At 70.8% G+C, this 24,587-nt stretch carries 20 protein-coding genes; 6 read left to right on the top strand and 14 right to left on the bottom strand.

The annotated features are described in order from the left end of the window. On the bottom strand, positions 1–1,317 hold the full coding sequence (locus AB0C27_RS04005; RefSeq protein ID WP_357837432.1) for an extracellular solute-binding protein: 1,317 nt from the start codon (positions 1,315–1,317) through the stop codon (positions 1–3). A 137-nt stretch (positions 1,318–1,454) separates the two neighbouring features. Here AB0C27_RS04005 and AB0C27_RS04000 point away from each other — a divergent pair, with 137 nt between their 5' ends. From AB0C27_RS04000 to AB0C27_RS03990, 3 genes are all read left to right on the top strand, one after another. Further along, positions 1,455–2,603 carry an ROK family transcriptional regulator gene (locus tag AB0C27_RS04000; RefSeq protein WP_357837429.1) on the top strand — a complete coding sequence of 383 codons (1,149 nt, stop codon included), beginning with the start codon at positions 1,455–1,457 and terminating at the stop codon, positions 2,601–2,603. A gap of 12 nt (positions 2,604–2,615) precedes the next feature. Beyond that, positions 2,616–3,266: a M15 family metallopeptidase gene (locus tag AB0C27_RS03995; RefSeq protein WP_357837426.1), complete on the top strand. Its 651-nt coding sequence runs from the start codon at positions 2,616–2,618 to the stop codon at positions 3,264–3,266. A gap of 87 nt (positions 3,267–3,353) precedes the next feature. Beyond that, entirely contained in the window at positions 3,354–4,439 is a 1,086-nt protein-coding gene (locus tag AB0C27_RS03990; protein WP_357837423.1) for a glutamate--cysteine ligase, read from the top strand. Positions 4,440–4,455: 16 nt separating this feature from the next. On the opposite strand, the gene AB0C27_RS03985 is transcribed toward AB0C27_RS03990, so the two are convergent. From AB0C27_RS03985 to AB0C27_RS03930, 12 genes are all read right to left on the bottom strand, one after another. Continuing rightward, on the bottom strand, positions 4,456–5,202 hold the full coding sequence (locus AB0C27_RS03985) for a sulfite exporter TauE/SafE family protein (protein WP_357837421.1): 747 nt from the start codon (positions 5,200–5,202) through the stop codon (positions 4,456–4,458). Continuing rightward, positions 5,199–6,998: a gamma-glutamyltransferase family protein gene (locus AB0C27_RS03980; RefSeq protein WP_357837418.1), complete on the bottom strand. Its 1,800-nt coding sequence runs from the start codon at positions 6,996–6,998 to the stop codon at positions 5,199–5,201. Before AB0C27_RS03980 ends, AB0C27_RS03985 begins: the two co-directional genes overlap by 4 nt. Continuing rightward, positions 6,995–7,972 (bottom strand): oligopeptide/dipeptide ABC transporter ATP-binding protein, encoded by a 978-nt coding sequence (locus tag AB0C27_RS03975; RefSeq protein ID WP_357837415.1) that lies wholly within the window; start codon positions 7,970–7,972, stop codon positions 6,995–6,997. Before AB0C27_RS03975 ends, AB0C27_RS03980 begins: the two co-directional genes overlap by 4 nt. Then, positions 7,969–8,934: an ABC transporter ATP-binding protein gene (locus tag AB0C27_RS03970; RefSeq protein WP_357837412.1), complete on the bottom strand. Its 966-nt coding sequence runs from the start codon at positions 8,932–8,934 to the stop codon at positions 7,969–7,971. Before AB0C27_RS03970 ends, AB0C27_RS03975 begins: the two co-directional genes overlap by 4 nt. Then, the gene (locus AB0C27_RS03965; RefSeq protein ID WP_357837409.1) at positions 8,931–9,776 is read right to left on the bottom strand and encodes an ABC transporter permease; all 846 of its coding nucleotides are present in this window, start codon (positions 9,774–9,776) and stop codon (positions 8,931–8,933) included. The genes AB0C27_RS03970 and AB0C27_RS03965 overlap by 4 nt, the downstream gene beginning before the upstream one ends. After that, positions 9,769–10,728: an ABC transporter permease gene (locus tag AB0C27_RS03960; RefSeq protein WP_346110060.1), complete on the bottom strand. Its 960-nt coding sequence runs from the start codon at positions 10,726–10,728 to the stop codon at positions 9,769–9,771. The genes AB0C27_RS03965 and AB0C27_RS03960 overlap by 8 nt, the downstream gene beginning before the upstream one ends. Further along, positions 10,728–12,344, bottom strand: coding sequence for an ABC transporter substrate-binding protein (locus AB0C27_RS03955; protein ID WP_357837406.1), 1,617 nt, complete (start codon positions 12,342–12,344; stop codon positions 10,728–10,730). Before AB0C27_RS03955 ends, AB0C27_RS03960 begins: the two co-directional genes overlap by 1 nt. Positions 12,345–12,436: 92 nt before the next feature. After that, positions 12,437–13,111: a GntR family transcriptional regulator gene (locus tag AB0C27_RS03950; protein WP_357837403.1), complete on the bottom strand. Its 675-nt coding sequence runs from the start codon at positions 13,109–13,111 to the stop codon at positions 12,437–12,439. Between the two features lie 98 nt (positions 13,112–13,209). Next, positions 13,210–14,952 carry a hypothetical protein gene (locus AB0C27_RS03945; protein ID WP_357837400.1) on the bottom strand — a complete coding sequence of 581 codons (1,743 nt, stop codon included), beginning with the start codon at positions 14,950–14,952 and terminating at the stop codon, positions 13,210–13,212. Continuing rightward, positions 14,943–15,692 carry an ABC transporter ATP-binding protein gene (locus AB0C27_RS03940; protein WP_357837397.1) on the bottom strand — a complete coding sequence of 250 codons (750 nt, stop codon included), beginning with the start codon at positions 15,690–15,692 and terminating at the stop codon, positions 14,943–14,945. Before AB0C27_RS03940 ends, AB0C27_RS03945 begins: the two co-directional genes overlap by 10 nt. Then, entirely contained in the window at positions 15,689–16,294 is a 606-nt protein-coding gene (locus AB0C27_RS03935; RefSeq protein ID WP_357837394.1) for a TetR/AcrR family transcriptional regulator, read from the bottom strand. Before AB0C27_RS03935 ends, AB0C27_RS03940 begins: the two co-directional genes overlap by 4 nt. A 184-nt stretch (positions 16,295–16,478) precedes the next feature. After that, a complete protein-coding gene (locus AB0C27_RS03930; RefSeq protein WP_357837391.1) occupies positions 16,479–21,218 on the bottom strand; it encodes a DEAD/DEAH box helicase in 4,740 nt (1,579 codons plus the stop codon). A gap of 89 nt (positions 21,219–21,307) precedes the next feature. Between AB0C27_RS03930 and AB0C27_RS03925 the strand changes: the two genes are divergently transcribed. Together AB0C27_RS03925 and AB0C27_RS03920 are read left to right on the top strand one after the other, a co-directional pair. Continuing rightward, positions 21,308–21,796 (top strand): VOC family protein, encoded by a 489-nt coding sequence (locus AB0C27_RS03925; RefSeq protein WP_357837388.1) that lies wholly within the window; start codon positions 21,308–21,310, stop codon positions 21,794–21,796. Positions 21,797–22,036: 240 nt separating this feature from the next. Beyond that, entirely contained in the window at positions 22,037–22,231 is a 195-nt protein-coding gene (locus AB0C27_RS03920) for a DUF3046 domain-containing protein (protein ID WP_357837385.1), read from the top strand. A 216-nt stretch (positions 22,232–22,447) separates the two neighbouring features. Here AB0C27_RS03920 and AB0C27_RS03915 read toward each other — a convergent pair whose 3' ends face one another. Further along, the gene (locus AB0C27_RS03915; RefSeq protein ID WP_357837382.1) at positions 22,448–22,831 is read right to left on the bottom strand and encodes a hypothetical protein; all 384 of its coding nucleotides are present in this window, start codon (positions 22,829–22,831) and stop codon (positions 22,448–22,450) included. 660 nt (positions 22,832–23,491) lie between these two features. On the opposite strand from AB0C27_RS03915, the gene recA reads away from it, so the two are divergent. After that, positions 23,492–24,586: a recombinase RecA gene (recA, locus tag AB0C27_RS03910; RefSeq protein ID WP_357837380.1), complete on the top strand. Its 1,095-nt coding sequence runs from the start codon at positions 23,492–23,494 to the stop codon at positions 24,584–24,586. Position 24,587: the final 1 nt, after the last annotated feature.

Below are 24,587 nucleotides of genomic sequence, written 5' to 3'. Positions count from 1 at the left end.
TTACTGGTTCAGGATCTCTTCGAGTTCCTTGTTGGCGTCAGCGAGGGCGGCGGTGGCGTCCTTCTTGCCCTCGATGACCTCCCGCGCCGCGTTCTGCAGCACGGCCTTGGTCGCGTCGGCCTCGGACCAGTTGGGGTCGGCGGGGAAGGCCTTGGCCTTGGCGAAGGCCTGGGCGAAGGCGCCCTGGGCGGGGTCCTCGTTCATCGCGGCCAGGGTGTCGGGGTAGACCGGGAGCAGGCCGCCCTCCTTGGCGTAGCGATCGGCCCAGGTCTTGCTGGTGGCCAGCTTGATGTACTCCTTGCCGAGGTCGGCCTGCTGGGTGCCGCCCCACAGCGCGATGTCGTTGCCGCCGAAGAAGGACGCGGCCACGCCGCCGGTCTTGGCGGGCAGCGGGAAGAAGCCGAGCTTGTCGCCCTTCAGCTTGCCCTTGGAGTCCTCCTCGATGCCGGGCAGGTCCCAGGCGGCGGTGAGGTACATCGCGACCTTGTCGTTGGCGAAGCGCTTACGGATGTCCGTGGTGTTGAGCGTCAGGTTGGCCTTGCTGGACAGGCCGTCCTGGACCAGGCCGGTGTAGGTGTTGAAGCCGGCCGCGAAGCCGGGTTCGGTCAGCTTGCCGACCCACTTGTCGCCCTCCTTGACGGCGTACTCGCCGCCCTCGGACCAGGCGAAGGCCGCGAGCAGGTGGTTGGCGTCCGAGCCGCCGTTGAAGGCGAAGCCGTCGACGCCCTTCTTCTCGCCCTGGATCTTCTTGGCCGCGGCGACGAGCTCGTCCCAGGTCTTGGGGACCTCGATCTTGAGGTCGTCGAACCAGTCCTTGCGGTAGAGCACCGCGCGGGCCCCCGCGCCCCACGGCACGGCGTAGACCTCGTTGTCGACGGTCTCGTAGCCGTACAGGTTCTGCGGGATCTGCGACCTGTCGCCCTCGCGGGCGATGTCGGTGATCGGCTCCAGCGCGTCCTGGCTCTGCCACATCGGGACCTGGTCGTTGCCGATCTCGGTCACGTCGGGTCCTGTGCCGGTCGCGGCGGCGGCGAACTTGTCGGCGACCTGCGGCCACGGGATCCACTCAAGCTTGACCTCGGCGCCGGTCTGCGTCTTGAACTCGGCGTTGAGCTCCTCCATGTACTTGGCGGCGGCCGGGTTGCTGTCTCCAAGACGCCACACGCTCAAGGTCTTGCCGGCGAACTTGGGGCCGGAGGCAGCGGCGGCGCTGGGTGAGGACGTGGCGGGTTCTTCGCTCGAACCGCCACAGGCGGCCAGTCCCAGGGCCAGCGCGGCCGTGGTGACCGTAGTGGCCGTGATCTTCGCGATCCTCACAGGGTTCTCCCTTCCCGGGTGCTGGCCTACGGTCCGCACCAGGCTGATCGTCATATGCCGAACGATGGTGTTAAACTAACAAGAAACTTTCTTAAAAGAAACGCCCGTTAGCCGATCGTGACGAGAAGGGTGCGCAGATGAGCCGAGACCCGGGAGTCCCCCGTCTGCTGCGCCGGCTGAACGACCGCGCGGCACTCGAGTTGCTCCTCGGCGACGGCCCACTGACGCGGGCCGAGCTCGGTGCGCGTACCGGGCTCTCCAAGGTAACGGCAGGTCAGCTTCTCGCGCGATTGGAGGAACGGGGCCTGGTCGAAGTGGCAGGCGAGCGGGCGGGAGGCAGGGGGCCGCACGCCGCCCTCTATGCCGTGGTCCCCTCCAGCGCGTACGTCGCCGGCCTCGAAGTCCTGCCCGACAGCCTCACCGTCGCTGTGGCGGACATCACAGGCCGCGTGGTGGTCGAGGTCACCCTCAACCCCGCCGACGGCCGCGACCCCGTCAAGGCGGTGCACGCGGCCGTCCAGCGGGCCTGCGACACGGCCAACGTCAGCCTGTCGCGGCTGCGCGCGTTCGTCATCGGCACCAGGGGCGTGGTCGACCCGCTCACCGGCGACGTGCGCATCTCGGTCGACCTGCCCTCCTGGCACGTCGGCGTGCTGGCCAGCCTGCGCGAGACCCTCGGCGCCTCCGTGACGATAGAGAACGACGTCAACCTCGTCGCCCTGGCCGAGCACAGATACGGCGCCGCCGAAGGCGTCGACGACTTCGTGCTCGTCTGGGCCGGCGTCGGCCAGGGGCTCGGCGTCATGCTCGGCGGCCGGCTGCACCGCGGTATCAGCGGCGGCGCGGGCGAGATCGGCTGGCTGCCGGTCCCCGGGCAGCCGCTGCCCAGCGACGTACGCCGGCCGCAGACCGGCTCGTTCCAGCGCCTGGTGGGCCACGACGCCCTGCGCGGCCTGGCCGGAGAACGCGGCGTGACCGGCGCGAGCGTGCCCGACCTGGTACGCGGCGGCGACGACGACTACCTCGACGCCGTCGCGGCCCGGCTGGCCCTGGGCGTGGCCGCCGTGACCGTCGTGCTCGACCCCGGCCTCATCGTGCTCAGCGGCGACATCGGCAGGGCCGGCGGCGAGCGGCTGGCCGCCAAGGTGGAGGAGGCCGTGGCCCGCATGTGCCCCAGCAGGCCGAGCGTCGTCGTCAGCCGGGTGGCCGGCAACCCCGTGCTGCGCGGCGCTCTGGTGGCCGCCCTTGAGCAGGCCCGGGAGCAGGTCTTCTCCGACACTGTGTGAGAATTCTTGCCCATGTGGCAGTCCTCGAACGACGTCGTGCTGATCTCCGACCCGCGTGTGACCTCGATCCCCGTGCGTGAATGCGGCGAGCCGCTGGCCGACGTACGCGGGCGGCTGCGCGTGGACTCACGGCTGGCCGACGAGCAGGGCGCCTACGCCCACCTGCGGGAGGGCGTGCTGCGCCGGCTGGAGCAGGCCCAGGGCCTGCTGCCCGACGGCTACCACCTGCTGGTCGTCGAGGGTTACCGGCCGGTCGCCACGCAGCGCCGGATCTTCGACGAATACCGGGCCACGCTCACCGGGCTGACGCCCGAGGAGTCGTATGTCGCGGCCAGCCGCTACGTCTCCCCGGTCGAGGTCGCCCCCCACACCGCCGGTGCGGCGGTCGACCTGACCCTGTGCTCGCCCGACGGTACGGAATACGACATGGGCACCCAGGTCAACGACAACCCCGAGCAGAGCGACGGCGCCTGCTACACCGCCGCCCCCGGCATCTCCGACGACGCCCGCGCCCACCGCAAGCTCCTGGCCGCCGCCCTGGAGCCCGCCGGGCTGGTCAACTACCCCACCGAATGGTGGCACTGGTCGTACGGGGACCGTTACTGGGCGATGTCCACGCAGGCAGAGCACGCGCGCTACGGCCCCGTGGAATTTACCGTCTGACACCGCTCAGTCGAAAGGTTTTCCGACGGGCGTGGGACGGGCACAACATGATGCGGAGACTGTGGACTCCCCCAGTGAGGTGCCGGCATGGTTCCGCTCATCGGGATCGAAGAGGAATACCTCATCGTTGATCCCCGCACCCGCCACGTAGCTCCCCGAGCGGCCGAAGTCCTGGCCGCGGCGACCGACGTGCTGGACGTGGTGCATGAAATCACCAGATTCCAGGTGGAGGCTCGTACACCGCCCTCCGCCGACCTCAGCGAGCTGGGCTTCCAGCTCCGCGCAGCGCGAAAGGAGGTGGCCCTTGCGGCCCGCTCGTGCGGGCTGGCCGTCGTCGCGAGCGGCATCCCGGTCCTGGGTGCCGTGGTGCCCTCACCGCTCACCGACGACGACCGTTATCTCCGGGGCAGGACCCTCTATCGGGCCCTTCAGGACGAGATCAGCATCTGCGCCCTGCACGTGCACGTGGACGTGCCCGACCCCGAGCACGCCGTCTACGTGAGCAACCACCTGCGGCCCTGGCTGCCCACGCTGATCGCGCTGGCCGCCAACTCGCCGTTCTTCGTGGGCCGCGACACGGGCTACGCCTCGTGGCGGGTGATCAGCTGGGGCCGCTGGCCGGTCTCCGGCGCGCCACCCTACTTCCGCTCGTTCGGCGACTACGAGCTGGCCCTCCAGGCGCTGGCGGAGTCGGGCGCGCTGCTCGACGCCAAGACCGTCTACTGGGACGCGCGCCCGTCGCCCCGGCTGCCCACCGTGGAGATCAGGGTGGCCGACGTGCCGCTCGACGTGGCCGACAGCCTCACCCTGATCGGGCTGATCAGGGCGCTCGTCGTCACCGCGCTGACCGCTGTCCGGCGAGGGGACCGCGGGCTGCCGATTCCTGCCGAGGTGCTGCGCGCCGCCTACTGGCGGGCCGCCCGCGACGGGTTACGCGGCGACAGCCTCGACGTACGGCACGGCACGCTGGTCCCGGCCGCGGTGATGGCCGGGCGCCTGCTGGAGCACGTACGCCCGGCGCTGGCGGAGGCCGGTGACCTGACCTTCATCCAGGAGGGCCTCGACCGGTTGCTGCGCGAGGGGTCGGGGGCCATGCGCCAGCGCAGGGCGTACGAGAGGGGTAATGATCTGGTCGAGGTGGTGGACGACCTCATCGAGGCCACCGTGGCCTGAGGCGAGACGGGTGTGGTCAGCGCAGCGCGAGGGCGGCGGCCACACCCAGGCCGAAGGCGACGACCACGCCGCGCAGCACCTTCGGCGGCATGAGCCTGGCCAGGCGGGTGCCGAGCAGCCCGCCCGCCAGACTGGCCGGCGCGATCACCGCCACGGCCCGCCAGTTCACGGGGCCGAACAGCGAGAAGGCGACGACCGAGACCGAGCTGACGACCAGCGACAGCACGGCCCGCACGGCGTTCACGCGATGCAGGTTGTCGTGCAGGAACATGCCGAGCACGGTCAGCAGCACCACGCCCATCCCGCCGTTGAAGTAGGCGCCGTAGCAGCCGCCGAGGAACACCCCGGCGTACACCATGCGGCTGACCGGCTCGTCCGCCTCGCCCCCGAACAGGCGGCGCAGCCACGGCTGGGCCAGCAGCGCGAGGCTGGCGAAGGCCACCAGCCACGGCACCATCGACTCGAACAACTTCCCCGGCGTGAGCAGCAGTAACGAGCTGCCCACGCACGCCCCCAGCACCGCGGTGACCGCCAGGCTCACCGTCCTGCTGCGCTGGCCGCGCAGCTCCTTGCGGTAGCCCACCGCGCCGCCCAGGTAGCCCGGCCAGAGCGCCACCGCGTTGGTCACGGTGGCGGTCAGGCCGGGAAGCCCCAGCGCCAGCAGCGCGGGGAAGGAGACGAGCGTTCCTCCCCCTGCCAGGGCGTTCACCACGCCGGCCAGCAGACCGGCTCCTACCAGGAAGAGCAGATCGGTGACCGTCATCGGCCGGCTGCGTAGCCCTGGGCGCCACGCGGGTTGGCGGCGGCCTTGAGGAAGGCGCCGTCGCGCGCGACCGCGCTGAGCCGGCCGAGCGCCCACGCGCCCGGCGTTTCGACCTCGTGCCCGCGCCGCCGCAGCTCCGCGATGACGCCCGCGTCCACGCGGTCCTCGAGGTGCATGACGCCGGGACGGGAGGCGCGCGGGAAGAACGAGCTGGGGAAGTGCTCGGAGTGGAACATGGGGGCGTCGATGGCCTCCTGGAGGTTCAGCCCTCCGTGCACGATCGACAGGAAGAAGTTCACGCTCCACTGGTCCTGCTGGTCGCCGCCGGGGGTGCCGAAGGCCAGCCACGGCTTGCCGTCCCTGAGCGCGAACGACGGCGACAGCGTCGTACGCGGGCGCGCGCCAGGACGCAGCGCCGTTGCCACGCCCTTCTGCAGCCAGAACATCTGGGCCCGCGTGCCCAGGCAGAAGCCCAGCCCGGGAATGGTCGGGGAGCTCTGCAGCCAGCCGCCGCTGGGCGTGGCCGACACCATGTTGCCCCACCGGTCCACGACATCGATGTGACACGTGTCACCCTTGACCATGCCGTCACGTGCCACGGTCGGCTCGCCCACCCCCTGCGGCTTGCGCGAGCCCGACAGACCCGGCGCGTCGCTCCCCGTGCCCGGCTCGGGGAAGACGGGCAGCCGGGGCGTGCGCCCGCCGGGCGCGCCCGGCCGCAGCTCCAGGCTGGCCTGCGCGCCGATCAGCCGCCGCCGCTCGGCGTTGTACGCCGGGCTCAGCAGGTCGGCCATGGGCACGTCGGTGTCGCCGTACCAGGCTTCGCGGTCGGCGAAGGCCAGCTTGGCGGCCTCGGTCACCGTGTGCAGGTAGTCGGCGCCGAGGAAGTCCATCGCGTCCAGGTCGAACCCGTCGAGCAGGGCGAGCTGCTGCAGGAAGACCGGTCCCTGGCCCCACGGCCCCGTCTTGGCCACCGTGTGACCGCGGTAGTCGAAGGTCGCCGGCTCCTCCACCGAGGCCGCCCAGCCGGCCAGGTCGTCGCCGGTCAGCAGGCCGCCGTGCACCTCGCCCGAGCTGTCCCGCCAGGCTGTGGTCCGGCTGAACTCGGCGATCGTCTCGGCGACGAAGCCCTCGTACCAGGTCTTCCTGGCGGCCTCGATCTGGCCCTCGCGGGTGCCGGAGGCCGACTCGGCCTCGGCGATCACCCGCCGGTAGGTGGCGGCCAGCACCGGGTTGGCCAGCTTGGCGCCGGGCTCGGGCACGTCTCCGCCGGGCAGCCAGGTCGCCGCCGACGTCGGCCAGTCCTGCTCGAACAGGGTGCGCACCGACTCGATCGTGGCCGAGATCCGCTCCAGCACCGGCACGCCGTGCTCGGCGTAGTGGATCGCCGGGGCCAGCACGTCGGCCAGCGACCAGGTGCCCCAGCGCTCCAGCATCAGCATCCAGCCGCCGAACGCCCCCGGCACCGTCGCCGCCAGCAGCCCGGTGCCGGGCACGACGTCCAGGCCGAGCTCGGTGAAGCGCTCGATGGTCGCCGCCGCGGGGGCCACGCCCTGACCGCACACGACCGAGACCTTCTGCTCGGCCTCGTTCCACAGCAGGATCGGCACCTCGCCGCCGGGGCCGTTCAGATGCGGCTCGGCGACCTGCAGCACGAATCCGGCGGCCACGGCGGCGTCGAAGGCGTTCCCGCCGCGTTCCAGCACACTCATGCCGGTGGCCGAGGCCAGCCAGTGGGTACCGGCGACCATGCCGAAGTCGCCCTTCAGCTCGGGCCTGGTGGTGAACAAACTCACTCCTTCACTAGGGGTGCGGCCGCGTCGGGGACGCGGTCCGCCGTTACCAGGTGGCAGGCGGCCGGATGGGCCGCGCCACGTGGGTCTCGCAAGAGGGGCTCGGACGTGCGGCACTCGTCGTACGCCAGCGGGCACCGCGTGTGGAAGCGGCAGCCGGCCGGCGGGTCCACCGGGCTCGGCACGTCGCCGCCGAGCACGATCCTGCGCCGCTCCCGCTGCGCGACCGGATCTGCCACCGGGGCGGCCGACAGCAGGGCCTGCGTGTACGGATGCCGCGGCTGCGCGAAGATCTCGGCCGTCGGCCCCGACTCGACGATCCGGCCCAGATACATGACCGCGATCCGGTCGGCCAGGAACTCCACGACCGACAGGTCATGGGTGATGAACAGGCACGAGAAGCCCATGTCCCGCTGCAGGTCGGTGATCAGGTTGAGCACCGACGCCTGCACGGACACGTCCAGCGCCGACACCGGCTCGTCCGCCACGACCAGCTTGGGTTCCAGAATCAGGGCCCTGGCCAGCCCCACCCGCTGCCGCTGCCCGCCGGACAGCTCGTGCGGGTAGCGCTTGCGCATCTCCTGGCGCAGCCCGACCTTCTCCAGCATGGCCGCCACGCGCCCGGCCGTCTCGCGCCGGTCGCTCACCTTGTGCCGCAGCAGCGGCTCGCCGACGATCTGCTCGATCGTGAAGCGCGGGTTGAGCGAGGAGAACGGGTCCTGGAAGACCATGTGGACCTCGCGGCGCAGCGGCCGCATGGCCCGGCGCGACAGGTGGGTGATGTCGGTGCCGTTCAGCTCGATCGAGCCCGAGGTGGGCTCGGTCAGCCGCAGCACGCACTTGCCGACCGTGGACTTGCCGCTGCCCGACTCGCCGACCAGGCCGAGCACCTCGCCCTGGCCGATCTCCAGCGACAGGCCGTCCACGGCGCGTACCGGGCCGTAGTGCTTGACCAGGTTGTCGATCCGCAGGATCACTTGCCGCCTCCCGGGTGGAAACAGGCCGCCAGGTGGCGGTCGGCCTGGCGTACGAGCTGGGGCCTGGACAGGCGGCAGTCGTCCTGGGCGCGCGGGCAGCGGTCATGGAAGGCGCACTCGTCGGGGTCCGACATCGGCGAGGGCACCATGCCGGGGATCTCCGCCAGCCGCCCGTTCACCGCCGCCGACGGCAGCGCCTTCATCAGCCCCAGCGTGTACGGGTGCCGCGGCTCGGCGAACAACTGCGCCACCGGGGCCTGCTCGACCGCGCGGCCCGCGTACATGACCACGGCGCGGTCGGCGATGTCGGCCACCACGCCCAGGTCGTGCGTGATGAGGATGATCGCGGTGCCCAGCCGGTCCCGCAGGTCGCGGAAGACGTCCAGCACGCCGGCCTGGATCGTCACGTCGAGCGCCGTGGTGGGCTCGTCGGCGATCAGCACCCGCGGCGAGCAGGCCACCGCGATGGCGATCATCACCCGCTGCCGCATGCCGCCGGAGAGCTGGTGCGGATACTCCTTCATCCTGCGCCCGGGCGCCGGGATGCCGACCAGCTCCAGCAGCTCCTCCGCCCGCCTGGCAGCGGCCTGCCTGGACAGGCGCTCGTGCCGGCGCAGCACCTCGGCGATCTGGTAGCCGACGGTGAACGACGGGTTCAGCGAGGTCATCGGCTCCTGGAAGACGACTGAGACCGTCTTGCCGCGCACGCGCCGCAGCTCCGACTCGGGCAGCGTGGTCAGCTCGCGGCCGTCCAGCTTGATCGAGCCGCTCAGCTCGGTCGTGTCGGGCGGCAGCAGCCTCGGCACCGACATCGCGGTGACCGACTTGCCGCAGCCCGACTCGCCGCACAGCGCGAGGATCTCGCCCTCGTCCAGGGTGAGCGAGATGTCCCTGACCGCCTGGACGAGCCCGTCCTCGGTCCTGAAACCGACGCGGAGGTCGGTGATCTCCAGCAGGCTCATCGGGCGCTCCTCGGATCCAGTACGTCGCGCAGCCCGTCGCCGAGCAGGTTGAAGCCCAGCGTGGCCAGCGCGATCATCAGCCCCGGCCAGATCGCCAGCCAGGGCGCGTCGCTCAGGTACTGCTGCGCGGTCGTCAGCATCACGCCCCACGACGGGGTCGGCGGCTGCACGCCCAGGCCCAGGAACGACAGCGTGGACTCGCCGATGATCGCCGCCGGGATCGCCACCGTGGCCTGCACGATGAGAGGGCTGGCGCAGTTCGGCAGCACGTACCTGAAGATGATGTGCCCGTCGCCCGCACCGTCGGCGATGGCCGCGGCCACGTAGTCCATCTCCCTGACCGCCAGCACCTCGCCGCGGGTGATCCGGATGACGGCGGGCAACTGCGCGAAGCCCAGTGCCAGCACCACGCCCTTCAGCGACGGCCCGATGATCGCCGCCAGGCCGACCGCGAACACCAGGAACGGGAAGGCCAGCGTCACGTCCACCAGCCGCATCACGATCGGGTCCAGCCAGCGCCGGTAGAACCCGGCGACCAGCCCGATCGGGATGCCGATGACCATCGCCAGCAGTGTGGACAGCACGCCCGCCTGCAGCGAGACCTGGGCGCCGTGCGCGATCCTGGCCAGGGCGTCCCGGCCCAGGTCGTCGGTGCCCATCGGGTGCGCGCCCGACGGGGGAGCGAGGGTGGCCATGTAGTCCTGCGCGGCCGGGTCGCCGGTGACCAGGGGCCCTACCAGCGCCAGCAGCACGAACGCGATCACCAGCACGAGACCGGCCATCGGCATGGGCCTGCGCCGGAAGCGCCGCCACAGCCGCGTCCGGCTCATCACCTCAGTCATGGCCGCCTCCCGAGAGCCGGATCCGCGGGTTGAGGAAGGCGTAGGCGATGTCGACCAGCAGGTTGACCACCACGTAGCCGACGACCGTGACCAGCACGACCGCCTGGATGACGGGATAGTTCCTGGTCAGGACCGCGTCCACGGTGAGCTTGCCGAAGCCGGGGATGACGAAGATCTGCTCGGTCACCACGGCGCCGCTGATCAGCGCGCCGAGCTGCAGGCCCAGCACGGTCACCACGGTCGTCAGGCTGTTGCGCAGCGCGTGCGCGCCGACGACCTTGACCTCCGGCAGGCCCTTCGACCTGGCGGTCCTGACATAGTCGGCCGACAGCGCGCCCAGCATCGCCGAGCGGGTCTGCCGCATGAGGATCGCCGCGAAGCCGGTGCCGAGCACGAGCGCGGGCAGGATCATGCGCTGCAGGTTCTGGCCGGGGTCCTCGGTGAAGGGGACGTAGCCGGAGGCGGGCAGGACCCGCCAGGTCACCGCGAACAGCAGGATGCCGAGCAGGCCCAGCCAGAAGTGCGGCACCGACAGCCCGGCCAGGCCGAAGCCGGTGGCCACGTAGTCGGCGAACCTGCCGCGGCGCACGGCCGCGACGATGCCCGCGCCCACGCCGACGACGATCGCGACCAGCATGGCCAGCGCCGACAGCTCCAGCGTCACGGGGATCCGCTCGGCCAGGATGTCGATCACCGGGAGCTGGTCCTGCGTCGAGCGGCCGAAGTTGCCGGTGACGGTCTGGGCGACGTAGTCCACGTACTGCGCGGGCAGCGGCTTGTCCAGGCCGAACTCGTGCCGGATGGCCTCGATCGCGGCGGGCGAGGCCTCCTGGCCCGCCATGACCGTGGCCGGATCTCCCGGCAGCGCCCTGATCCCCAGGAAGATCAGGACGCTGGACAGGAAGAGCACGATCACCGCCGACCCGCAGCGCCGGAGGATGAACCAGAGCATTACGCGGCGAACCCGGCGGTGACGAAGCGCGGCAGGCCGTCCTTGAAGTACTGGACGCCGGCGACCGTCTTGTGCATGCCGAGGTAGTACTTGTTGTGGTACAGGTACACCACGCCCCGCAGCTCGGCGGCCTTCTTCATGGCGGCCCCGTACAGCTCGGCGCGCTTGGCCAGGTCGGTCTCGGCGGCGGCCTGCTTGATCGGGTCGTCGATGCCCGGGTCGGACATGCCGGCGTAGTTGTTGCTGCCCTGCGTCGTGACCAGGTTCGTCAGGTTGCCGTCGGCGTCGACCCGGCCCGACCAGCCGCTCAGCAGGGTGTCGAACTTGCCGGCCTTGCCCTGCTCCAGCACGCTGACGAACTCGGCCGTCTGCACGCTCACGTTGAAGCCGGCCTCCTTGACCATCGACTGGATGACCTGCGCCAGACGCTGGTTGACGGCGTCGTTCGGGGTGGCCATCGAGACCGGGATCGGCGTCGGCACACCGGATGCCTGCACGAGCTGCTTGGCCTTGGCCAGGTCATGCTTCGGGCAGGTCAGATCCTTCGGCCGGAACGGGCTGTCGTTCGGCACCGGGTAGCAGTCGACCTCGTGCAGGCCGTTGTATACGGTCTTGTTGATCGCGTCCCGGTCGAGCGCCAGCTCGAACGCCTCACGCAGCTGCGGGCTCTTGCCCAGCGCCGTGTCCACCGGGCCTGGCTTCTTGGTCGAGCCGTTCGCGTTGCCGATGTTGATCTGGAAGCCGTAGTAACCCAGCCCGCCGCCGGAGACCACGGTCAGGTTGGGGTCGTCCTGCACGCCCTTGACGGTGTTGGTGGCGAGCTGGTCGCCCACCTGCACGTCGCCGGACTTGAGGTTCGCGGCCCGCACGTTGGGGTCGACGATGATTTTGTATACGAGCTTGTCCAGCTTGACCTTGGCCGCGTCGTAGTAGTCCGGCGCCTTCTCCAGCGAGATCTGGCTGCCGGACGTCCGGCTCGCGAACTTGAACGGCCCCACGCACACCGGGCTCGCGCCGAAGTTGTCGCCTTCGGCGTCCAGGGCCTTCGGCGACATGATCATTCCAGCGCGGTCCGCGAGCTGCGCGGTCAGCGGGGTGAACGCCTGCGTCAGAGTGAGCTTCACCGTCGCGGGGTCGACGACCTCCACCTTGGAGACCGCCGCCAGGTCGGCCTGGCGGGCCGACTTCTCCCACGTACGGTGGCGGTCCAGCGACTTCTTCACCGCGTCGGCGTCGAGCGCCGTGCCGTCGTTGAACTTCACGCCTTCGCGCAGCTTGATCGTCACCTCCTTGCCGTCGCCCGACAGCTCGGGCAGGGCCGAGGCGAGCTGCGGCACCAGGGCGGAGGATGCGTCGATGTCGTAGAGCTTCTCGCACATGTTCGCGAACACCTCGCGGCCCACCAGCGTGGTCGAGATGCTCGGGTCCAGCGCGTCGGGGTCGGCGTTGAGCGCGATGTTGAGCGTGCCGCCGCTCTTGACCGCTCGGTGGTCGGCCGAGGCGCTGGCTATGGAACTAGGTGCCGCGGGTGTGGTGCTCGATCCGCCGCCGCCGCAAGCCGTCAGGGCGAGGGGGAGTGTCACGAGCGCCGCGACGACCTTGGGTGACGGTCGCATGGGGGCCTCCGTTGAAAACGTTTAGGAGACTGTATACAAGATCTGACATTTCAGGGATGCTTCGTGACCCTATGTCGTTATCTGAGTGTTTCCTAATCGTTTGCCGGTTTTGGCTCGCGGGTGGCGGCCAGGAACGACCGCCGGGCCGCCGCGACGTGCGCGACCGCCCTGGCCTGCGCTTCGTCCTCGTCGCCCGCCTCGATCGCCTCCCACAGGCTCAGGTGCTCCTGCCAGGAGTGCGGGCCCCGGACGGCGGCCGTCTGACTGAAGATCCACTGCGCCCGCTGCAGCATCGGCTTCATCATCAGGGCGAGGTACGAGTTCCCCGCCGCCTCGCCCACCGCCAGGTGGAACGCGGTGTTCAAATCGGCCACCTCTTCCAGCCGGCCGCTCTCCACCGCCTCCTTGGCCTGGTCGAGCACCTGCCGCAGCCGTGCGGCCGAGGCCGAGCCTCGCTTGCGCGCCGCCAGCCGCGCCGCCAGCCCCTCGACCGCCATGCGCACGTCGAAGAGCTCCTCACCCTCCTCCGCCGACAGCCGCGCGACTGTGGCGCCGATCCGGGGGACGACCCGGATGAAGCCCTCGGCGGCCAGCACCCTGATGGACTCGCGCACCGGGTTGCGGGAGACACCGAGCGCGGCGGCCAGCCGATCCTCGACCAACCGCTCACCCTGGGCCAGCTCGCCGGACAGTATGCGCCGGCGCAGCTCGTTGGTGACCTCGTCCCGCAAGGTCCGGTGGGCCGCGCCCAGCGTGAGATCAGTCATATCGGACTAATCGTATACAGGAGGTCATCTGCGCTGCGCCGGGGTACCGGTCGGCGTCCGTCACCTCCCTGGCCGCCTCCCGGAGACCGTCGAACTTCTTACCCGGCCGCCGCCTTCTTCTTCGCCCGGTGCGGGAGCCACAGGCCCGTGCCGTACATGGTCAGGCCGAGCAGGACGAAGCCGATCGCCACCGGCCAGCGCAACCCGGGCTCCATGTACGTGGCCAGGAACCAGGAGTGCCGGAGCTGCCCGTTGGAGACCATGACCGCCGCCACGACGCCCTGCGGGAACAGCGGGATCGCGCCCAGCGACCAGCAGATCATCACGATCGCCCGATGCGACGTCGGCATGTCGGGCAGCTTGAACGCGGACGGCTTGGGGCTCTCCGGCCTGCGTCCCGTACGCATGAGGTGCAGCAGCTCCGGCCCGCGGGCCGCCAGCCGCCGATCCGCCAGCAGGCCCAGGCCCCAGTAGCACAGCGCGCCGGTGGCCAGCCCGGCCGCGACACCCCACCAGCCGTACAGTGTCGCGACGGCGATGGCCGGCGCGCCGGTCAGGGCTACGAGCACCATCATCAGGTACGCGAGCCCCGTCAGGGCGCCGTCTTCCTCGCTCGTACGCAGCGGGTTGCCGCCCCGGTTCTGCGGGTCGGTGCCGGGCACCAGCGCGTACACCGAGATGAGCGGCACCAGCCCCGCGCCGCCGCCGAGCAGCGCGGCCGTGGCCGTCAGGATCACCGCCCACGGGCCGCCGGTGATCAGCGTGCACGCCACCGCCACCAGCACCGCCACCGGGCCCACCATCACCAGCCAGGCCAGTTGCCTGCCCCGCACGTCGGACGAACCAGGCGTCATCAGGGCGAGCCAGAGGGAGGTGCCGTCGGTGCCGTACAGGTTGGAGGTCATCGAGGCCGCCATGACGATGAAGATCGGGGCCGCCCAGGGCAGCATGTCCGTCCAGCCCAGCACGAGCGGCGCGCTCGCGAAGAACACCCCGTAGGCGAGGGCGAACGTGAGCTGGTGGTTGCGCACCAGGTCCCGCGACCAGGTACGCAGCTCCTTGGCCACCACCGCCTCCCGGCCGTTGCGGGCCCGCATCGGCCGCCGGCCGCGGGTCGAGGGCCGGTTCGCGCCCGCCCGGCGGGTCAGCAGCCCCGCCCACGTCGCCAGCAGCAGCGCGATGAGCACGACCATCGCGGCCAGCGCCAGATAGTCGCCCTGGACGGCGAGCAGCCCCCAGCCGGACGGCAGGTAGCGGACGAACTCCGGGATCTGCGCGCCCTGCCCGAACGCCACCGCGAACACCCACGCCTGGCCCAGGAAGGCCAGCACCACACCGTTGAGCAGGCCCGCGCCGATCGCCCCTGCCCGCGAACGCAGCGCGATGCCCAGCAGCGCCACCGCCACCTTCGACAGCAGCACGAACACCGCCAGCTGCAACACCATCGCCGGCACCGCCACGAGCGCGTTCACCGGTGACGTGGCCGCGACGACAAGACCGGCCAGCGCGATCAGGCCGATCACCGGGGCCACGCCCACGAACGCCGACACCAGCAGCGCGGTCGCCAGCCGCCACGGGGGCAGCCCTATCAGGGAGAAGAACTCCGGGCGCAGCGTCTCGTCACCGCCGCCGGAGAAGACGGGGCCGATGATCCAGCCCAGCATCCACACCGCGAGCGCGGCGGCCAGCCAGTCGCCCTCCAGGAAGGCCAGGTAGATCGTGCCCGCAGCGAGCACCAGGCCGAGCGTGCCGCCCGAGGCCATCATGGTGCCCTTGTCGCCCTTCAGCGAATGGCGCAGGATCGCGAGCTTCATCTGGGCCATGGTGACGGCTACAGCCATGACAGCCCCTTGGTCGCGGTGGTGCCGGAGCCGACCAGTTCCACGAACCTGTCCTCGAGCGTGGCCGTGCCGCGTACCTCGTCCAGCGTGCCGGCCGCCGCCACCCGGCCCTTGTCGATCACGCCCACGTGGTCGCAGAGCTGCTCGACCAGCGCCATCACGTGGCTGGACAGCACGATCGAGCCGCCGCCTGCCACGAAGCCGCGCAGGATCGTCTTGATCGTCGCCGCCGAGACCGGGTCCACCGCCTCGAACGGCTCGTCCAGCACCAGCAACTTGGGCGCGTGCAACAGTGCCGTGGCCAGAGCGATCTTCTTGCGCATGCCCGTGGAGTACTCGATGACGAGTGTCTTCTCCGCGCTGTCCAGCTCCAGCACCGACAGCAGCTCCTCGGCCCGCTCGGCCACCACCTCCTTGCTCAGCCCGCGCAGCAGGCCGAGATAGGTGAGCACCTCACGCCCGGTGAGCCGCTCGGGCATCGCCAGGCCATCCGGCAGCACGCCGACGAGCTGCTTGGCCTTCCCCGGGTCGGACCAGACGTTCGAGCCGAAGATCCACGCCGCTCCCGCGTCGGGCCGCAGCAGGCCGACCGCCATGGACAGCGTGGTCGTCTTGCCCGCGCCGTTCTGCCCGACCAGGCCGTAGAAGGAACCCTGGGGGACGGTCAGATCGATGTGGTCCACGGCGGTTTTGTCGCCGAAGGTCTTGGCTAAGCCCTTGATCTGCAAGGCCGCTGTCATGGTTGTCTCCTGGTCGCGATGGTGAAGGTGGTGACCAGCTCACGGGTGAGCAGGTCGAGGTCGAAGTCGGGGTCGTGAAGGAGACGCCCCGGCACGGCGTCGATGGCTCCCCGGATGGCGATGGCCATGGTCCGCTGGTGGAAGTCGCGGAACTCGCCGGTCCGTCGGCCCCAGTCCAGGATCTTCTCCAGGTCGGTGATGGCCACCTCGGCCTGCTCGGCGTACGGCCCCTGGCCGCTTTCCCCGCCTTGGGCGTGCGTGACGATCTCCACCAGCGCCAGGAGGGGCTTGCGGTGCAGCCGCATGAACTCGAGGTTGCCCTCGATGTACGCGTGCAGCGCCTCCGTCGCGGAGGGCTGTGCCAGGATGCGCGGGAGCATCAGGTCGATGGCCAGCTTGGCCACCTCCGCGACGACGGCCTGGATGAGCTGGTCCTTCCCGCCGAAGTGATACGAGATCACGCCGCTGCTGATCTTCGCCTGCTTGGCGATCCTGGCCATGGTGGCGTGGGCGTAGCCGTGCTCGGCGATCACTTCGATGGCACACGCGATGATCTGGGCCCGGCGGGCCTCTTCAATGAACGTGCGACTTTCTGGCTGCACAGGCAGAACTTTAAACGGTCATTCAAATTTTTGGAAGAGCAGCCAGCCATCGGGATGATCAGGTCCGAGAAGTCACGCCGTCAAGGCGGATACGCGCTGGTCCGCAGGTTCGCCGGCGAATGCCTCAGCCAGGGCGACCGCGGCACTGGACGGCGCCCACCACCACTGGGCGCCGCCCCTTCGCTCAGGCCCGCAGCCGCAGCCCGCGTGGCGTCGGATGGAAGCCGGCCGCCTCCAGGGCCGCGGCCAGCGGGGAGTCCACGATGGAGGCGCCGTCGGCCCGCTCCACCGTCAGCTTCCCCAGCGCCCCGTCACGTACGGCCAGGGCCAGCGCGTCCACCGCCGGCTGCAGCCGGTCGCCATCGGTGAACGACAGCAGCGTCTTGCCGCCACGTTCCACGTAGAGCACCAGATGACCGTCCACCAGCACGACGAGCGCGCCCGCCTTCCTGCCCGGTTTGTGCCCGACGTCGCCGGGACGCTGCGGCCAGGGAAGCGCGGCGCCGTACGGGCTGGCCGGATCCGCGGACGCCAGCACCACGGCCCGCCGCCCGCCACCCGCCTTGGCCGTCCCGGGGGCGGGCTGGGAGGTCGGTGCTATGCCCGGCGCCATGGCGCGCATGCGGTCCACCGCCCCCGGCAACGCGAACTGCGCGCCGCCGAGCCCTTCGACGAAGTACCCCCTGCGGCACCGCCCGCTCTCCTCGTACGCCCGCAGCACCTGATAAACAGGCGTGAACCCGCCGGGCAACCGTTCCGACGTCACCGCCCCCCGCGTCACCACGCCGTGCCGTTCGAGCAGCACCTCGGCCTGGGCGTGGGCGCGCTGGGTCGCGTCGTCGGCGGGGGAGGGCAGCAGCCACCACCGGCCGGCCACCGTCGGCGGCCCGCTGCGGCTGGGCAGTACGGCCCGGCGCCGCCGCGTCGTGGCCGGCCGGTGCGCGGGACGTCCGGTGCCGAGCGTGGCCCGCAGCGGTGCGAGGGTGTCGCCGGAGATCCGCCCCGCCCACACCAAGTCCCACAGCGCGGACACCAAGGTCGCGTCGTCCAGCGAGCCGACCTGGTCGGAGATCCCGCGGAAGAACAGCGCCCCACCCCCGCCGAGCAGCTCCAGCACCCGCTCGTGCACCGGCGTCACGGTGATCTCGGCGGGTTCGGGCATCAGCAGCGGCGCCGTGTCGGCGAAGTAGAGCGACACCCATCCGTCACCGCCGGGCAGCGAGCCCTGACCTACCCACATCACGTCGCCCGCCGAGGTCAGCTCGTCGAGCAGCGCCGGATGGTAGGCGGGCACCCGCGACGGCAGCACCAGGGTCTCCAGCGCCGAGGCGGGCACGGCGGCACCTTGAAGTTGTTCGATGGCGCGGACGAGGGAGTCCATGGCCCGGGCCGCGCCGATCGCCTCACCGCGCGGCCCGCCGCCACCGCTTCCCGTGCCGGAGCCGGTGACGCCGTGCCAGGCGGGCAGGAACAGCGCGAGCGTCTCGGAGGCGACCGGCTCGACCTCCTTGCGCAGCCTGGCCAGCGACCTGCGGCGCAACATCCGCAGCACGCCCGCGTCGCACCATTCCTCGCCGCGCCCGCCCGGCCGGAACTCGCCGTTGACGACCCGCCCGGTCGCGGCCAGCCGCCGCAGCGCGTCGCTCACCACGGCCACGCCGAGCCCGAACCTGGCGGCCGCCGTGTCGGCGTGGAAGGGCCCGCGCGTGCGGGCGTGCCGAGCGACGAGGTCGGCCAGCGGATCGGGCACCGGCTCCAGGAAGGCGTGCGGCACCCCAACGGGCGGCGGCACGCCCAGCGCGTCACGCATGCGGGCCGCGTCCTCGATGGCCGCCCACTGCTCCTCGCCCGCGATGCGGACCCTGATCGCCCGCCGGGCCCGTTCGAGCTCCTCCAGCCAGGCGGGATCGCCGCCGCGCACGCTCACGTCGGGCGCCAGCAGCGGCCCGTGCGAGCGCAGCAGGTCGGCGAGGTCCTCCAGATCGCGCAGCGGCCGGTCGAGCCTGGCCAGCTCGCGTTCGCTGTCGGAGATCACGTCGGGGTCGAGCAGCTCGCGCAGGTCGGCCTGGCCGAGCAGCTCGGCCAGCAGCGTGGTGTCCAGCGCCAGGGCCTGCGCCCGGCGTTCGGCCAGCGGCGCGTCTCCCTCGTACATGAACGCGCCTACGTAGTGGAACAGCAGCGAGGCCGCGAACGGTGAGGCCTGCGAGGTCTCCACCTCCACCAGCCGCACCCTGCGCGCGGCGATGTCACGCATGAGCCGCACCAGGCCAGGCACGTCGAAGACGTCCTGGAGGCACTCGCGCATCGTCTCCAGCACGATCGGGAACGAGGCGTACTGAGAGGCCACGCCCAGCAGATGGGCGGCGCGCTGCCGCTGCTGCCACAGCGGGCTGCGCCGTCCCGGCGTGCGGCGCGGCAGCAGCAGCGCCCGGCCCGCGCACTCCCTGAACCGGGAGGCGAACATGGCCGATCCGCCCAGCTCCTCGGTGACGATCTGCTCGATCTCCTCGGCGTCGAACGCCGCCACGTCGGTCGGCGGCTCGGCCAGCGTGTCGGGGATGCGCAGCACGATGCCGTCGTCGGAGTGGACGGCCTGCACGTCGATGCCGTAACGCTCGCGCAGCCGCCGGTTGATCGCCAGCGCCCACGGGGCATGGACCCGCGCGCCGTAGGGGGAGTGGATCACCACCCGCCAGTCGCCGAGCTCGTCGTGGAAGCGTTCGACCAGCAGAGTACGGTCGTCGGGCACATAGCCGGTCGCCTCGCGCTGCTCCTTGAGGTAGGACAGCAGGTTGCCCGAGGCGAACTCGTCGAGGCCCGCGGCGCGCATCCGTTCGGTGGAATCCTGTTTGGCCTGTTCGCGCAGGAACTGCCCGATCGCCCGCCCCAGCTCGGCCGGCCGGCCCGGCGCGTCGCCGTGCCAGAACGGCAGCTTGCCCGGCTGGCCAGGCGCGGGGGAGACGAGCACCCGGTCGGCCGTGATGTCCTCGATCCGCCAGGAGGTCGCGCCCAGCACGAACACGTCGCCGACGCGCGACTCGTAGACCATCTCCTCGTCCAGCTCGCCCACCCTGGAGGCCCGCTCGCCCACCAGGAAGACGCCGAACAGGCCGCGGTCGGGGATCGTGCCGCCGTTGGTGACCGCCAGCCGCTGCGCGCCCGGCCGCCCTTGCAGGGTGCCGGTCACCCGGTCCCACACGATGCGCGGGCGCAGCTCGGCGAACTCCTCGCTCGGGTAACGCCCGGCCAGCATGTCGAGCGTGGCCTCCAGCGCGCTCCTCGGCAGCGTCGCATAAGGGGCGGCCCGCTTGACCACCTCTTCGAGCTCGTCGACCGTCCACTCGTCGAGCGCGGTCATCGCCACGATCTGCTGGGCCAGCACGTCGAGCGGATTACGCGGATAGCGCAGCTCCTCGATCAGCCCGCTCTTCATCCGTTCGGCCACCACTGCCGTCTGCACCAGATCGCCACGGTATTTCGGGAAGATGACCCCCCTGGACACCGCGCCCACCTGGTGGCCCGCCCGCCCGATGCGCTGCAGCCCGCTGGCCACGCTCGGCGGCGCCTCCACGCAGGCGACCAGGTCGACCGCGCCCATGTCGATGCCCAGCTCCAGGCTGGAGGTGGCGACCACGGCCGGCAGGCGGCCCGACTTCAGCGCCTCCTCGATCTGCGCCCGTTCCTCCTTGGAGACCGAGCCGTGGTGAGCGCGTACGATCTCCGACACGACGCCCCCGCCGGATCCGGCCTGCGCCATCATGTCGGCGGGCATCCGCCTGACCGGCCCGGACCTCTGAGACGGCTCCCGCGGCCCCCGGTCGCCCGCGTTCCCGGCCCCACCCTCAGTTCTCGACCCGACCCCGCCCTTCGAGTCGGTCCTGCCCATCGAGTCGCCGTCGGTCGGCCCCGCGTTCAGGCCCGGTTCAACGGCCGGGCCCGTCTCCCAGATCGACAGGTCGACGGCCTCGGCGGCGGCGCCGTGCTCGCGTTCGTAGGCCAGCTCGTTGAGCCGGGTGCACAGCCGTTCGGCCAGCCGCCGCGAGTTGGCGAACACGATCGTGGAGCTGTGCGCCTCGATCAGGTCGAACAGCCGCTCCTCCACGTGCGGCCAGATCGACCGGTTGGCCGGCTCGGGCGCGAACTCCTCCTCCGCAGGCTCCCCGCGCGGCCGCCCCTCCATCTCCGTCATGTCCTCGACGGGAACGACGACCTCGACCTCGATCCGCTTGTCCGACGGCGGCTGCACCACGGTGGCCGGTCGCGCCCCGCCCAGGAACGCGGCCACCTCGCTCACCGGCCGCACGGTCGCCGACAGCCCGATCCGCTGCGCCGGCCGGTCGAGCAGGGCGTCGAGCCGTTCGAGAGTGATGGCCAGGTGAGCGCCGCGCTTGGTGCCCGCGACCGCGTGCACCTCGTCCACGATCACCGTCTCCACGCTCCGCAGCGCCTCCCGCGCCTGGCTGGTGAGCAGCAGGAACAGCGACTCCGGCGTGGTGATCAGGATGTCGGACGGCCTGGCCGCGAACCGCCTGCGGTCTTCGGCCGGGGTGTCGCCCGACCTGATCGCCACCGAGATCTCCGGCACCGGCAGCCCCAGCCTGCGCGCCGTCTGCTTCAACCCGGCCAGCGGCGCGCGCAGGTTACGCTCGACGTCGACGGCCAGCGCCTTGAGCGGCGACACGTAGAGCACGCGCGTGCCCGCCTTAACGCCCGGACCGGGCTCGGGCCGCGGCTCGGCGGCCAGCCGGTCGAGCGACCACAGGAACGCGGCCAGCGTCTTGCCCGACCCGGTGGGCGCGACGACGAGGGTGTTGTCGCCACGCGAGATCGACTCCCACGCCCCCTCCTGGGCGGCCGTGGGAGCTTGGAAGGCTCCGGTGAACCATTGCCTGGTCACCTGGCTGAACTGGGCTAGCGAGCTCACCCAGCCATCCTGCCTCGCGCCACCGACAGAAAACCATTTGGCCCGGCGCCGTGCGATTGAGGGGCCGCCCGCGTGGACATACAGCGACCGTGACCATCGATTACGCGGCCATCGAAGCCCGCCGTACGGACATACGAGAGCGTTACGTGTTACCGCACCGGCCATCGAGCAGCGCGCGCGGTCTCCACCACATGGCCCTGCTCTCCTCCGACGTGGAACGGACCATCACGTTCTACCAGGAACTCCTGGAGTTCCCGCTGACGGAGATCATCGAAAACCGCGACTACAAGGGCTCCAACCACTTCTTCTTCGACATCGGCAACGGCAACCTGCTCGCCTTCTTCGACTTCCCCGGCCTCGACCTCGGGCCGTACCAGGAAGTGCTCGGCGGGCTCCACCACATCGCGATCTCCGTCGACCCCGCCACGTGGGAGCGGCTGCGCGGGAAGCTGGAGATGGCCGGCGTGCCGCACCAGATAGAGAGCGGCGCCTCCATTTACTTCAAGGACCCCGACGGCGCCCGCCTGGAACTGCTCGCCGACCATCTCGGTGAGATGTACGGCGCGCGGGTGATGTGACCTAACGCCGCGACGCCCTGCGCGTACGCGGCTTGCCCGCACGTGGTGCCTGTCTGATGCCCGCGTGCCGCTCGGCGCGCTCCGCCTTCTCCTCATGTACGGTCTGGCGCAGCGCGCGCAGTAACCGGCGGCGTCTGGCTCTGTTGGCCTTGGTTCTGGCTGTCTTCGGGGGTGAAGACTTGGGGGTCTTTGGCATGAGGATGTCCTACCCACACCTCCGGGGATTCCATACTTGAGTCCATGCGCCTGACGGAGTTCTGGAGACGGATGAACGCCCACTTCGGCGAGACGTACGCCGAGTCGTGGGCCCGCGACTACGTCCTCGCGCCTCTGGGCGGGCGGACCGTGATGCAGGCGCTGGCTGACGGGGAGAGTGTGAAGACGGTGTGGCGCGCGGTCTGCCAGGTGGAGGACGTGTCGCCCAAGCTGCGGTGATCGGGGCGGGTTGTAGTCGTTCTGGGGCCTCGGGTGGTGTTGCACCGCTCGGGTGACTGAACGGACGCGGGCGGCCGAATCGGCTCGGTCGGCCGCACTGGTGGGGGCACGTACCGGCAGGGGCGACCGTATCGGAGGGGCGGCCGCGCCGACTGCGCACCGCGACCTACATGGGCGCCCGGCGGTGCCGGCAAGGCCACCGACGCTCTAGTCAGGCTAGTCAGGGTGGCCGGAGCGGTCCGGGCGGTCCGGGCGATCTTCGTGATCCGGGTGGTCTTCGTGATCCGGGTGGTCTTCGTGGTCCGGCTCGTCCACGGCGAGCGTCCGGCGAAGGGCGGTGGCCGCACGGTCCAGCTCGTCCGCGGAGCCCTGCCCGCCTGGTGACCACAACAGCTGCCATCCGTTGTTCGAGGGGGTGGCGAAGACGATCGTCTGGCGGCCGGTGCGGGGATGCCACACCCACAACACCGGATCCTCACCGCCGACCATCCGGCTGACCAGGCCGTAGGCGGGCAGCAGGTCGGCGAGAGCCTCGAGATGGACACGTCGTTCCCCGGTGAAGCCGCTCGCCACGTGCCGCCTCCAACTGTCGCCCTGCACTGAGTCTCCCCAGCTCATCGCGCCTGACAACACGCGGTGCCCAACCGCCCGCGTACATCATCGGAGCGCCGTTTCTCTACAGACGCGCATCCGTCCTCACCCCGCCCTCCACCCCCAGCACCTGTCCGAATCGCCCGCTCATCCGCGCCCGTTCACCCTCACCCCCGCTCACCCCAGCACCGCCCACCCCCAGGACCGCCCACCCGACCAGGGCTCCAGGACCGCCCACCCGACCAGGACCCCAGCACCGGACCCGCACAGTCCCGGCCCCACGACCCGACCTCGACCTGCGACCCACAGCCCGAGCCTTCGAGAGTCACTCCCCAGCTCCGTCGCCGACCCGGACCTATGTCACCCAAGCCCAAGCCCAAGCCCAAGCCCAAGCCCAAGCCCAAGCCCAAGCCCAAGCTCATGCCCTGGCCCTCGACCAGTTCATCCACCAGTCTCTCGACCAGTTCGTTGAGCGGTGTGTGTCGAGTCGAATGGGGTCCAGGAGCCTGATGATCAATGACGACCTGCGTGTTCCTGCTGAGATCGAACAGCCGTTCGGCTACGATATGAAAGCCGGGTCACGTCTTCCCCGACTGCGGCAGAAATTGTCGGTGGCAGGCCGTAGCTTTCACTCGACTGATCGGACCACGACCCTCCAGGGGGAGTTCCATGGCTATCAACGACCGCGAGAAGGCCCTCGAGACCGCGCTCGCTCAGATCGAGCGGCAGTTCGGCAAGGGCTCCGTCATGAGACTGGGCGACGACGCCCGAGCTCCCATCGAGGTGATCCCCACGGGGTCGATCTCCCTTGACGTCGCCCTCGGCATCGGCGGCCTGCCACGCGGCCGCATCGTGGAGATCTACGGTCCTGAGTCCTCGGGTAAGACCACGATCGCCCTCCACGCGGTGGCCAACGCCCAGCGGGCCGGCGGCATCGCCGCGTTCATCGACGCCGAGCACGCCCTCGACCCCGAATACGCCAAGAAGCTCGGGGTCGACACCGACGCTCTGCTGGTCTCCCAGCCCGACACGGGTGAGCAGGCGCTTGAGATCGCCGACATGCTGATCAGGTCCGGCGCCGTCGACATCATCGTCATCGACTCGGTGGCGGCCCTGGTGCCCAAGGCCGAGATCGAGGGCGAGATGGGCGACAGCCACGTCGGTCTCCAGGCCCGCCTCATGTCCCAGGCGCTGCGTAAGATCGCCGGCGCCCTCAGCAGCACCAGCACCACCGCCATCTTCATCAACCAGCTTCGCGAGAAGATCGGCGTCATGTTCGGCAGCCCCGAGACCACGACCGGCGGTAAGGCGCTGAAGTTCTACGCCTCGGTCCGGATGGACATCCGCCGCATCGAGACCCTCAAGGACGGCACGGAGGCGGTCGGCAACCGCACCAGGATCAAGGTCGTCAAGAACAAGATGGCCCCGCCCTTCCGCGTCGCCGACTTCGACATCCTCTACGGGGTGGGCATCTCCCGCGAGGGCGGCCTCATCGACATGGGTGTGGAGCACGGCTTCGTCCGCAAGTCCGGCGCCTGGTACACCTACGAGGGCGACCAGCTCGGCCAGGGCAAGGAGAACGCCCGCAACTTCCTGAAGAACCACCCCGACATGGCCAACGAGATCGAGAAGAAGATCAAGGACAAGCTGGGCGTGGGCCCGCGTCTCGACGCTCCCGCCGCAGAGGCCGCCGCTCCGGCTCCGGCCGCCGCCGCTCCTTCGGGTCGGGGCTCGAAGTCCACCCCGAAGCCGGGTGACGTCTGAT

It is taken from the genome of Nonomuraea sp. NPDC048882, assembly GCF_040649755.1.
GTDB classification, from domain to species: domain Bacteria; phylum Actinomycetota; class Actinomycetes; order Streptosporangiales; family Streptosporangiaceae; genus Nonomuraea; species Nonomuraea maheshkhaliensis.
Note: the sequence above shows the minus strand (reverse complement) of the source record. Positions and strands in the feature narration are given on the sequence as shown.